Below are 12333 nucleotides of genomic sequence, written 5' to 3' on the forward strand. Positions count from 1 at the left end.
ACCCGGAGAATTGACTATTGTCCTAGTTCCCATCAGGTAGTTGATTAGAAAAATTACAGTAAAACAATTTTCAATGCAATTTCTACGCCACCTTTAGCTAAAAAGGATTTCGCAAGCTCGTGTAGTTCTCTTTCTCTGTTCGTAACATCACCAATAGTGGCATCTAAAACCTCTTTTACCTCTGGCAACTGACTGATCAAATCAATTTCTTCATCTCCAGGCAACTGTTCTACATTACCCAGCATTCCTAAATCGTTACCCGTCAAAACTTTCGAATGTCGTACAGCTTGTGGTAAGGCGTCAACCCCAATGCCCAGTTTAGCAAGAGGTTTGGCTACTTTAAACAAATTATCTTTAGTAACCCTGCAATACCAATCGCCACCCAAACGGGCAACCAAATCTATTTTTTCCTGATCTATTTTGCCGTTTTCATCTAAAATCGATTCGTTAATATGAATTAATTTTATCTCAGCTAAAATTAAATTACCTGCACCATGATTATCACCCAGCGGGATAACCTGATTAATTGCACATTCAAATTGTACTGGCGCCTCTGCAACTCTTGGTGGCTGCACAACATCAGACTTAAGCATGGTAAAACCAGCCTTTTCAAATTCATTAACGCCTTTAGCATACTCCGTACTGGCTAAACTCATTTGCTGTACCATGCTGTAATCCACTATATTGATTACACATTCCTTAACCTGCAAAACATTTTCAAGCGTGTGTTTTGTTGTGTTGTCACGAACCCGCCTGGCCGGAGAAAAAATGCAAATGGGCGGCTTAGTACTAAACATGTTAAAAAAACTGAAAGGACTTAAATTGATGTTCCCTTCAGCATCTATGGTAGAAGCAAAGCAAATTGGCCTTGGTGCAATGGCATACTGCAAATAATCCTGCAATTGAACCGGAGACAGATCAGATGTTTTTAGCGTAAGCAATTTATTGATATTTAATGTTAAAGGCGGAAAAGTTTTAATGTTTGAAATTCTATTGCCTCAACATTAAACCTTTCAAATATTTAAACCTTCCAAATTATATTTTATCCAACTATTTTTTCTTCAATGCGAGAATTGAAAAATCAGTATCAACTTTTTTTATGGTATTGCTTAAAGCGCCTAATCCGGTAATTTCCATTTCAACAATATCACCCGGTTGTAACCATTGTACTTTATAGTTAGGGTCATTTAGTAATCCGGTACCATTTAATTCCAGTAAACAACCCGTACCTACCGTACCTGATCCAATTACATCACCCGGAAGAATATCAACCCCGTAAGCACAACGCTCAATAATTTCGGCAAAAGTCCAGTCCATATCTGCCATGTTACCGTTAGATAACTCAACACCATTAACCCTGCAAGTCATTTTTAAATTATAATTGGTACCCACATGCCCTTCTTTAGCTGGAACTTTATAGGTTTCCAACTCATCAGGGGTAACCAACCATGGGCCAATCACGGTAGAAAAATCTTTGCCTTTGGCCGGGCCCAGGTTTAAAAGCATTTCTTCCATTTGCAGCGTTCTAGCACTCATATCGTTCATCACCATATAACCTGCAATGTATTCATCCGCTTCGGCAGCTTTAATATTTCTGCCCTTCTTACCAATTACTACGGCTACTTCAAGTTCAAAATCCAGCTTTTCAAAATGGTCAGGCATACACTCTATTTCGCCCGGCCCCTGAATGGCATTGTGGTTGGTGAAATAGAAAATAGGATATTGATCAAACTCAGCAATCATATCTACTTTACGGTTACGGCGTGCCGCGGCCACGTGCTGTCTGAAAGCATAACCATCTCTGCAACTCGCCGGATGCGGAACCGGTGCCAGCACTTCATAAAAAATTTCTTCCTTAGCTTGTAAGCTTCCATCCTTTATTTGAGCATCAGCTTTTTTTGCACGATCCATCAGCTCTACCCCTCCCTGCAAAAATTCGTTCATATTATTGGGCAGCAATTTATCGCAACTATTTAAATTATAAATATGTCCGTTAATAAAAATGCCTAAATGTTCTCTGTCTTCAGTTTTATAGGATACTAATTTCATAAGATTTGGTTAAAATTCGGGGTAAAGCTACGAATTAGCTATAGCTTAAAACTAAGTAATTTATTTTTTATTAAATGTCATAAAATTTCATCTTATCAATAAAATGCCTACTTTAGTACTTTCAAAAGCATGATCTTAAAAGCATTACATATTAATTTAGTAAACGATGCCATTGCTGCACGCCGTTACAAGATGCTCTCTAAGCTGATCATGGCTCAATATTCTTAATATTTTCCCGCTTTCCTTTGTTAAAACGCATTGCTGTTTTAATTGTTTATTTCTATAGATTTTTCTAACCACAAATCATTTTAATTATGCCTGTTTATCATAAATTGGGGCAAATACCAGCAAAAAGACACACGGTTTTTCGTAAACCTGATGGCAAACTCTATGCAGAAGAACTGGTATCAACCGAAGGTTTTTCCAGCCTTTACTCCCTTGTTTACCATTGCCATCCACCAACAATTGTAAAGCATTTGGGTGAGCCATACAGTGTTGAGCCAACAATTGCACGCGAAAAACATTTAAAACATACCAGCTTAATTGGTTTTAAAATTAAGCCTGAAGATGATTATTTAAAAAGCCGTAAACCTGTTTTGGTGAATAGCGATTTACACATTGTTTTGGCAGCTCCACGAAAATCAATGACCGATTATTTCTACAAAAACAGCCAGGCTGATGAAATGATTTTTATTCATGAAGGTTCAGGAAAACTAAAAACAGGTTTTGGAGAGATTAAATTCGCTTATGGCGATTATCTGATTGTGCCAAGAGGTACCATTTATCAAATGGAATTTGATACCGAAGACAACCGTCTTTTCATTGTTGAAAGTTTCAGTCCATTGCGTCCACCCAAACGTTATTTAAATCAATACGGTCAGTTAATGGAGCACGCACCTTATTGCGAACGTGATTTAAGATTACCGGAAAACCTGCAAACCCATGATGAATACGGCGATTTTAAAGTGCTGATCAAAAAGCAAGGGCTAATTTATCCTTATACTTATGGCACACATCCATTTGATTACGTAGGCTGGGATGGCTACCATTATCCTTACGCATTTTCAATTCACGATTTCGAGCCTATTACCGGCCGGTTACACCAACCTCCTCCCGTACACCAAACTTTTGAAGGGCATAATTTTGTAGTTTGCTCTTTTGTTCCCCGCAAATATGATTACCACCCTGATTCTATTCCTGCACCATATAACCACAGCAATGTAGACAGCGATGAGGTTTTGTATTATGTGGATGGTGATTTTATGAGCCGTAAAAGTGTGGTTAAAGGCCAAATTACCTTACACCCGGGCGGTATTCCGCATGGTCCACATCCCGGAACGGTTGAAAAATCAATTGGTAAAGAAAAAACCGATGAGCTGGCAGTAATGATTGATCCTTTTAAGCCCTTAATGCTTACACAGGAAGCATTGGATATTGAAGATGAAAATTACCACAAAAGCTGGCAGATCAATATAGAATAAGACATAAAACATATCAAATATTTCAATTACAACATTTAACAGTACAACAAAACATAAAAACACAATGGAAACATTAACATTTGCAGAAAAGATATCTAAAGCGCAGGATTTTTTGCCAATTAACGGAACCGATTATATAGAATTCTATGTAGGCAACGCAAAACAGGCTGCACATTATTATAAAACAGCTTTTGGTTTCCAAAGCCTGGCCTATGCCGGACCTGAAACCGGTGTTCGTGATCGTGCTTCTTACGTATTACAACAAGGCAAAATCAGGTTAATTTTAACGACGGCTTTAAAATCAGATCATCCGATTGCGGAGCATGTAAAAAAACATGGCGATGGTGTGAAGGTTTTAGCACTTTGGGTTGATGATGCCTACAGTGCCTTTGAAGAAACCACAAAACGCGGCGCAAAAGCTTATATGGAACCTCAAACTTTGACTGATGAACGTGGTGAGGTAAAAATGAGTGGAATTTACACCTACGGTGAAACCGTTCACATGTTTATTGAGCGTAAAAACTATACAGGTGCTTTCCTTCCGGGATACCGGATTTGGGAAAGTGATTATAAACCGGCTGATGCAGGACTTTTATACATCGACCATTGCGTGGGTAATGTGGGTTGGAACCGCATGAACGAAGCTGTTAAATGGTATGAAGATGTGATGGGCTTTGTCAATATTCTTTCTTTCGATGATAAACAAATCAATACGGAATATTCTGCTTTGATGAGTAAAGTAATGAGTAATGGAAATGGATTTTCTAAATTCCCGATTAATGAGCCTGCTGAAGGTAAAAAGAAATCACAAATTGAAGAATATTTAGAATATTATGAAGGCGAAGGCGTACAACATATTGCTGTAGCAACTAAAGATATTGTAAAAACTGTAGAGGAATTAAAATCACGCGGAGTAGAATTTTTAAGTGCTCCGCCTGAGGCTTACTACGATATGATGCCTCAACGTGTAGGCAAAATTGACGAGGAGATCAAAATTCTGGAAGATTTAGGTATATTAGTCGACTGTGATGAAGAAGGATATTTACTCCAGATTTTCACAAAACCAGTTGAAGACCGTCCAACCCTATTCTTTGAGATTATCCAACGCAAAGGCGCCCAAAGCTTCGGTGCAGGAAATTTCAAAGCCCTATTTGAATCTTTAGAGCGTGAACAGGAATTAAGGGGTAACCTTTAATACCTGATTAAACTTCCATCCTAAACAAAAAGCCGGAATAACTCCGGCTTTTGTTTTTTATTTATTTGCGGTTTAAATCCAGCAATTACATTTATAAATCATACCACTCCGAAAGGTTAGTTAAAATGGGCATTAATGCCTGGCCCTTTTCTGTTAAATGGTAATCTACCCTAACCGGAACCTCCGCAATAATTTCCTTAGTCAGTAATTTATCCGTTTCCAGTTCCTTTAATTGTTTGCCTAAAGCCTGATCGGATATAGAAGGAAGTACATTTTTTAACAAGCTGAATCGGTTCACCCCTTCAAAAATATGAATCAGGATCAATGCTTTCCACCTGCCTGAAATAACATCTAAAGCGCCGTTTATGCGGCATGAATTAAGCAAAAATGCTTTGTTTAATGCATTTGATGAATTTTCTTTAATCATAACTCACTTTTTTTTGAGTAACTCCAAATAAAACAAGCCATTGCCAGCCGTGTTTTTTTAGGTCAACTTTGACTAAGGTAAAAAAACAATAACTGAATTTATTCATAGCTTAATCATAAACTAAGCTTTTATAAAACCATGACCAATGAAAGCAATAACATTAAAAGCCTTTGGCAGCACTGATAATTTTAAATTAGAAAATCTAACTGTTCCAAAACCCAAAGGAGATGAAATATTAATCAGGTTAAAGGCCACCGCATTTAATCCGATAGATTATCAAATGCGCCTTGGCAGAAGGGAAAGCGAGCTGATGAATTCACCAGTTTTGGGTCGTGAGCTGGCTGGCATAGTAGAAGAAATTGGAGAAGGGGTTAAAAATTTTAAACCCGGCGATGAAATTTATGCGGCCTCCGGGAGCAGTGGCTCAAATGGCAGTTATGCACAATATATGGCGCTTACCGAAAAGAAAGCAGCTTTAAAACCTAAAAGCTTAAGTTTTGAGCAGGCAACAGCCATTCCGTCAGCAGGCTTAACCGCCTGGCAAACCTTTAACCGTTTAAATGTTAAACCCAATGAAAGTATTTTTATTACTGGCGGAAGCGGTGCAGTAGGTTCTTTTTTGATTAAATTGTTAAAATCCAGCAACATCCATCAAATTATCACCATTGCGGGGAATATAGAAAGTACAGATGCAATTAAGGCCATGGGACTTAATGATGATCAGGTATTAGATTATAAAAAACCTGATCTTGAAAAAAGGATATTGGATGCAAATAAACAACAGCATTTCGATTATGTTGTGGATATTGTTGGCGATGAATCTTCGGAAATTGCAGCCGCTGTTTTAAAAGTAAATGGTGTTTATGCAGACATTACCTTCTTAAGCACTCAAAAAACACGGGAACTGTTGTTTGATAAGGGTGCTTCTATTCTTAATATTTCTAACTACTCTTTTACATTAAAAAATAATCTGGAATGGTATGGCGAAACCCTTAATGAATTAAAAAAATTAATAGAGGGCAATAAATTAGATACTGCAGCAATTAATATAGTGGGTCATTTTTCTTTAAACACTGTAAAACAAGCACATAACTTAATGGAAAATAATTTAACAAAGGGCAAAAAACTAGTTATGACGATTGATTAGCCGGAAGAAAAATAATCTTCACTAAAACTTCATAATTGAACTGCACCTTTGAAACAACAAAACATAAGAAGCGATTTCCGTTTTGTTAAATTCTAAAAACTCATAATTAGTTTTTTAGTTTTCCGGTTACCCTTATCTGATCCCTCATGTATTGTTAAAAATATATGAGGGTTTTTTATTTAATTTTAAAATACACAAGCATGAAGTTTAAATATTTTAATTTTATAGCCTTATCTCTCCTGATTGTGGTATTACTTTCAGGCTTCCACAACGAAAAACGTGTTATTACCAGGTCAATTATTTCTGAAAAGGAATTCAACCTTTGCTTTCCACTTAGGAACAAATTTTATAGTTATGCTGCTTTTACCTCTGCAGTTAATGAAATGGCGGCAGTCAAGATAAAGATTGAAAAACGGGGTGACTGGATTTATAAAATTAACAGAACGAATAAAAACACCGGAAAAATAACTGTTGTAAGACAGGATAAAGATTGGGATGAAAACTGGGCTAAGCAAAAGCCTTATCAAAGCGCCGAAATTGATTATGCTGATTTTTGCACCAGCAAAAAGGAATTTTCAGCAATATTTGCGCACATGGCCCACGAAACCCGGAACGGGACAAACAATAAATATAATGATGGTTTAATGTTGATTCAGGAATTGGTAACCGACTCTGCTTACATCAGTCAAAATGTGATTTATCCCGCCGTTAATGGAAAAAAATATTATGGCCGCGGCCCTTTACAGTTAAGTTATAACGGCAATTATGGTTTCGCTTCTGATTGTATTTTTGGAGATAAAAACATCTTATTGAATAACCCTGATCTGGTAAGTTTAAATGCAAAAATTGCCTTTGAAACTGCTATTTATTTCTGGATGACACCACAAAGTTTAAAACCTTCTGCACATGATGTAATTACAGGAAAATGGAAACCAACGGCTGCAGAAAATCAAAAGGGTTATAAACCGGGTTTCGGAATGACCATTAACATTATAAATGGTAAACTGGAATGTAATAAAGGTGAAAACATACCGGCCATGAAAGATAGAATCGGTTTCTATCAGCACTTTTTGAAATTATTTAAAACAAATGATATCAATGGTATGTGTTCATGTGCACAAATGACACCATTTAGCGACTAAATATGATTAACTCTAACAAACAGCATTCATCTTATTCAGTGCTTTCTTTAAGCAGCTGATACAAATCTGTAACGCCACCATCAAACTTTTCGCCATTTACATAAAATGAAGGTGTACCATTAACGCCACTCCGGATACCGCTTTCAAAATCAAACTCAATTCTTTGTTCCAGATTAGCCGATTCAAAATCTTTTCTAAATTGTTCAATATCAAGTCCGATTTGTATTGCAAGCTCTTCAAAAAGATCATCATCCATACGGCTTTGATTTTCATAAAGGGCATCATGCATTTCCCAAAATTTATCCTGCAAAGCAGCGGCTTCGGCAGCCAATGCCGCTGAAAAAGCATACTCATGCGACTCTGACAAAGGGAAATTGCGGAAGACAAACCGAATCTGGTCGCCAAAAGTTTCCTGAATTTCTTTTACTATCGGATAGGCATTTCCACAATGCGGACATTGATAATCACCATATTCTACTATTTCTATGGAAGCTGAATCATCTCCCTGAACATGATCCTGACTACCTACTGCAGGTTTTAAACTCATGATTAACTTTTATTTAGTTCTTCCAATGCATCCAAAATACCATCTGCCCCCGGATTAACGGCTGTTGGAGATAAATAACTCCAGGCTATTTTACCTTCCTTATCGATTACAAAAAGGGCTCTCTTGCTTTCGCCGGTTTCATCATCATACACTCCATAAGCTTTAGATACAGCTCCTTTGGGTTCAAAATCTGCAAGTAATGGAAAGTGTAATTTTCTATCATTTTCAAAAGCCAGATGACACCAAACACTGTCTACCGATATTCCAAAAATTTGTGCATCCTGTTTGGTAAAATATTTAAGCATTTCGTTATAAAGTGCCATTTGATCGCTGCAAACCGGGCTCCAGTCTGCCGGATAAAAAGCAAGGATTACGTTTTTTCCTTTAAAGTCTTTCAGCTTTATTTTTTGATCAGGGGTAGCGTTCAATTCAAAATCTGGTGCTGTTACGCCTTTTTCTAACATATTTACGGGTTTAAATAAGGATTAATTTTATAACAGTGCAAAAGCCTTCTTGTTTGTTGTTTCCCGGTAAATAAAACCGAAATATAAGTTAACCCATTTTCTGTCTCTTAATCAGGTAGGCTTGTAATACCGGATAAAAACCTTCTGCCCTGTCGGCATCTATTAAATCTATTTTATATTGGGTGCATTTTAGGGCTATTTGTTGTCTGTAATCGGCTACCGCCTGTTTGTAATTATCCTTAACCTGGTTGGTATGGACTTTTATACTTTCACCGGTTTCCATATCTATAAACTGATAAGGACGGTTTTCGAATTCAAAACTTACTTCCTTCGATTTATCAACTACATTAAATACCACAACTTCGTGTTTGTTAAACTTTAAATGTTGTAGAGAATCAAAAAAATCATCTGTTTTTTGCTGACTTGTTTCTGTGTTAAATAAATCACTAAAAACAATAACCAGCGACCTTTTATGGATAAGCTCTGCAACCTGATGTAAAGCTTCGCTTAAATTGGTTTGGGCATTTACTTTTGGCTTTTGCAGTAATTCTTCCAGCTGCGTAAATAGAAATTTTTGGTGTACAGTCGTGGATTTTGCAGGAGAATTTAACAGAATTTCATCTGTAAATAAACTTAATCCAAAGGCATCACGCTGTTTCTTTAATAAATACATTAAAGAAGCAGTAGCCTGTATAGAAAAAGAAAGTTTATTGTTTTTAGGTTCAGGAAAATACATTGAAGAAGAGGCATCTATAACAAACTGGCACCTTAAATTAGTTTCCTCTTCAAATCTTTTAGTATATAATTTATCTGTTTTTGCAAATAGTTTCCAGTCGATATTTTTAACATTATCGCCATTATTGTATTGGCGGTGCTCTGCAAACTCAACCGAAAAGCCATGAAAGGGGCTTTTGTGTAATCCGGTTATAAAACCTTCGACAACCTGCTGCGCAAGTAATTCCAAATTGCCGTAACTGGTTTCGTTTCCATAATTAACTGTCTGCATACGTAAAGCTAAAAAAAGTATTTTATTCTTTTAATGAATATCCAGAATTGGGGGTAATTAAACTTATCAAAATGATAAATCTGAATACTTATCCTATAAGTTAACGCCTACAATGCCGGCATGGAAAATAATTTTAATTATATTACTTTTGCAGCTTAATTGAATAAAATGAAAAAACAAGTACTCTTAATTTTATCATCCCTGATAAGTCTTTATAGTTTCGGACAAAGTGTTAAAGACGGTAAAGTAAATACTGAAAGTGCTAAACTGGCCAGTAAATTGGATACAGCAAAAAAACAGGAAGGCTGGACAGTAAGAGGTACAAATACTTTTTTATTAAATCAGGCTGCGTTTTCAAACTGGGTTGCGGGAGGAATAAATTCTGTTGCTTTAACTGCAAGAGCTGATTATGAATTTAACCTTAAAAGAGGTAAAAATCTTTGGGAAAACCGTATTTTAATGGGTTATGGTTTACGTTCTGAGCAAAAAAGCCAAACCACCAAGGTAGAAGACGTTATAGACCTTACTTCTAATTATGGTTACCAGATTAAGCAAAGTAACTGGTATGCTGCCGCTGGTTTAAATATCAAAACCCAATTTAGCAAGGGTTACGATTATAGCAAGCCTACTCAGGGCTACTTATCTAACTTTTTAGCGCCTGGTTATTTAACTTTCGGTTTGGGTGTTGATTATATTCCAAATGATAATTTTCAAATCAATATTCGTCCTTTAACTTCGCGTTTAACTTTTGTAAATGACGATGCTGTTTTTGATCCTGACCACGATGGTATTTTAACGCAGGCATTTGGTGTAGATCCAGGCAAAAATTTTGTTTATCAGCTAGGTGCTTATGTTGGTGGCCGTTATAAAGCAAAATTGATGGAAAACATTCTTTTGGATAACCGTTTTGGTGTGTTTAGTAACTATTTAAAAGATCCTCAGAATTTGGTTCTTGCCTATTCGGCAATTTTAGACCTTAAAGTAAACCGCTTTATTTCTACCCAAATTACAGCAGATTTATTTTATGATGACAACCAAATTGGCAAACTACAACTTAAAGAAACTTTAGGTGTAGGCTTAACTTATAAATTTGGAAAGTACTAGTAGAATAATCCAAAGTCGGGAGTTATTAAGTACAATACTTAGTCTCTCCCGACTTCGGACTACAGACTTATTTTTTAGCTATTCTATATAAATTTCCGTTATCGGTAATGGCATACAATGCGCCGTCTTTACCTTCAACAAGATCACGGAAACGTTCGCCTTTACCTTCTAACAGTCTTTCTTCGCCAACAATTTTATTATTATTTATAACCAGGCGAATGATGTGAGAACCGCTAAGCGCCCCAACAAATAAATTACCTTTCCATTCGGCAATACTGTTGCTGTTGTAAAAGGCAATAGAACCCGGAGAGATACTTGGATTCCAGTAGTAAATTGGTTGCTCCATGCCCTCTTTTTGCTGAATGCCATCGCCTACTTTTTTACCGCTGTATTCGACACCGTAGGTAATAATTGGCCATCCATAATTTTTACCGGGTTTAATAATATTAACCTCATCGCCACCTTTGGGGCCAAATTCTGCTTCCCATAAATCGCCGGTTTGCGGATTAATGGCTAAGCCATCCGGATTACGAAGTCCGTAAGCATATATTTCGGGCCGTGCATCTCCTTTACCGGCAAAAGGACCATTTGCTACAGGTTTCCCCTCTGTGGTAAGGTGGAGAATTTTACCTAAAGAAGAATTTAAATATTGAGCCTGGATTCTGATGTCATTGCCTGAACGTTCGCCTGTACTTACAAACAGGTTTCCATTTTTATCGAAAACAATTCTTGATCCGTACTGGAGTTTACCCGAATAGGCTGGTGTAGCCCTATAAATGATGATTTTGTTTTCTATAGTTGTTTCATTAGCGGATAATTTACCTTTTGCAATGGCCAATAAAACACCTTTACTCTGTGCCTCAGAATAAGCCCAATAAACCATGCGATTCTTAGCAAAGTCAGGATCTAAAGTTACATCCAGCAGGCCACCCTGCCCTGATGGATCTACCTTGGGCAAGCCTGTTATCTTTTTACTCAATTTTCCATCAGCTGTTAAAATAACCATTGTTCCGGCTTTTTGAGAAATGATAAACCCACCATTTGGAAGGTTAGAAATGCCCCAGGGATTTTCCAGTTTTGAATTAATAATTGAAATATCCAATGGAGTTTTAGTTTTTACCGCCCCAATTCTGGTTTGACCAGCAAAAGCAGGTTTATAATCAGCAGAGGGTTCCTGTGTTTCTACTGAGTTTTGCGCAAAAGCTACTGAAAGGCCAGCCAGATTAAGTAAGCACCCTGCCAGCAATAAATTTGATGTTTTGTATGTGAACAGTTTCATGAGGAAATGATTATTTATTTAAAAGAACAAAAAATATCTGTAATAAAAAACCCGAACTCTGTAACGAATTCGGGTCATATATATTTTAAATCGGAACCTGAGATTTATTTAAAATCTTTAGCCCAATCTTAAACCTTATTAGGCCAATTGTTTGTTTAATTTTTCTGCTAATACAGATTTCGGAACTGCTCCAACTTGTTTATCAACAACTTGTCCATCTTTAAAGTATAATAAAGCAGGGATATTTCTAATACCAAATTGCATAGAAATTTGAGGGTTGTTATCAACATTCACTTTTCCTACGATTGCTTTACCATCATATTCTTTAGCGATCTCTTCTACTACAGGACCAACCATGCGACAAGGGCCACACCATTCTGCCCAAAAATCTACTAATACGGGTTTATCTGATTTTAATACAACTTCCTCGAAGTTTGCATCTGTGATTTCTAATGCCATAATTATTTTTTTATGTTCAAATATATGTATTCA

At 36.6% G+C, this 12333-nt stretch carries 13 protein-coding genes; 5 read left to right on the top strand and 8 right to left on the bottom strand.

What is annotated here, in order from left to right:
* Nucleotides 1-53 precede the first annotated feature (53 nt).
* A complete protein-coding gene (locus O0955_RS10915) occupies nt 54-941 on the bottom strand; it encodes a flavin reductase family protein (protein WP_269427585.1) in 888 nt (295 codons plus the stop codon).
* 109 nt (nt 942-1050) lie between these two features.
* Nucleotides 1051-2049 carry a fumarylacetoacetate hydrolase family protein gene (locus tag O0955_RS10920; RefSeq protein WP_269427586.1) on the bottom strand — a complete coding sequence of 333 codons (999 nt, stop codon included), beginning with the start codon at nt 2047-2049 and terminating at the stop codon, nt 1051-1053.
* Nucleotides 2050-2363: 314 nt separating this feature from the next.
* Here O0955_RS10920 and O0955_RS10925 point away from each other — a divergent pair, with 314 nt between their 5' ends.
* Together O0955_RS10925 and hppD are read left to right on the top strand one after the other, a co-directional pair.
* On the top strand, nt 2364-3530 hold the full coding sequence (locus O0955_RS10925; RefSeq protein WP_269427587.1) for a homogentisate 1,2-dioxygenase: 1167 nt from the start codon (nt 2364-2366) through the stop codon (nt 3528-3530).
* A gap of 64 nt (nt 3531-3594) precedes the next feature.
* On the top strand, nt 3595-4725 hold the full coding sequence (gene hppD, locus O0955_RS10930; protein WP_269427588.1) for a 4-hydroxyphenylpyruvate dioxygenase: 1131 nt from the start codon (nt 3595-3597) through the stop codon (nt 4723-4725).
* A 91-nt stretch (nt 4726-4816) separates the two neighbouring features.
* Here hppD and O0955_RS10935 read toward each other — a convergent pair whose 3' ends face one another.
* Nucleotides 4817-5152: a winged helix-turn-helix transcriptional regulator gene (locus tag O0955_RS10935; protein ID WP_269427589.1), complete on the bottom strand. Its 336-nt coding sequence runs from the start codon at nt 5150-5152 to the stop codon at nt 4817-4819.
* A 145-nt stretch (nt 5153-5297) separates the two neighbouring features.
* On the opposite strand from O0955_RS10935, the gene O0955_RS10940 reads away from it, so the two are divergent.
* Complete coding sequence (locus O0955_RS10940) at nt 5298-6299, top strand: quinone oxidoreductase family protein (RefSeq protein WP_269427590.1); 1002 nt, start codon at nt 5298-5300, stop codon at nt 6297-6299.
* Nucleotides 6300-6499: 200 nt separating this feature from the next.
* Complete coding sequence (locus O0955_RS10945) at nt 6500-7441, top strand: chitinase (RefSeq protein ID WP_269427591.1); 942 nt, start codon at nt 6500-6502, stop codon at nt 7439-7441.
* 31 nt (nt 7442-7472) lie between these two features.
* Here O0955_RS10945 and O0955_RS10950 read toward each other — a convergent pair whose 3' ends face one another.
* From O0955_RS10950 to O0955_RS10960, 3 genes are all read right to left on the bottom strand, one after another.
* Nucleotides 7473-7988 carry a DsbA family protein gene (locus O0955_RS10950; protein ID WP_269427592.1) on the bottom strand — a complete coding sequence of 172 codons (516 nt, stop codon included), beginning with the start codon at nt 7986-7988 and terminating at the stop codon, nt 7473-7475.
* Nucleotides 7989-7990: 2 nt separating this feature from the next.
* Nucleotides 7991-8452 (bottom strand): redoxin domain-containing protein, encoded by a 462-nt coding sequence (locus O0955_RS10955; protein ID WP_269427593.1) that lies wholly within the window; start codon nt 8450-8452, stop codon nt 7991-7993.
* An 88-nt stretch (nt 8453-8540) separates the two neighbouring features.
* On the bottom strand, nt 8541-9458 hold the full coding sequence (locus O0955_RS10960) for a DUF58 domain-containing protein (RefSeq protein ID WP_269427594.1): 918 nt from the start codon (nt 9456-9458) through the stop codon (nt 8541-8543).
* Nucleotides 9459-9626: 168 nt separating this feature from the next.
* Here O0955_RS10960 and O0955_RS10965 point away from each other — a divergent pair, with 168 nt between their 5' ends.
* A complete protein-coding gene (locus O0955_RS10965; protein WP_269427595.1) occupies nt 9627-10562 on the top strand; it encodes a DUF3078 domain-containing protein in 936 nt (311 codons plus the stop codon).
* 67 nt (nt 10563-10629) lie between these two features.
* On the opposite strand, the gene O0955_RS10970 is transcribed toward O0955_RS10965, so the two are convergent.
* The gene (locus O0955_RS10970; protein WP_269427596.1) at nt 10630-11841 is read right to left on the bottom strand and encodes a PQQ-dependent sugar dehydrogenase; all 1212 of its coding nucleotides are present in this window, start codon (nt 11839-11841) and stop codon (nt 10630-10632) included.
* A gap of 138 nt (nt 11842-11979) precedes the next feature.
* Nucleotides 11980-12300: a thioredoxin gene (gene trxA, locus O0955_RS10975; protein WP_131539053.1), complete on the bottom strand. Its 321-nt coding sequence runs from the start codon at nt 12298-12300 to the stop codon at nt 11980-11982.
* Nucleotides 12301-12333: the final 33 nt, after the last annotated feature.

This window comes from Pedobacter punctiformis, from assembly GCF_027213715.1.
In the GTDB taxonomy this organism is placed as follows: Bacteria; Bacteroidota; Bacteroidia; order Sphingobacteriales; family Sphingobacteriaceae; genus Pedobacter; species Pedobacter punctiformis.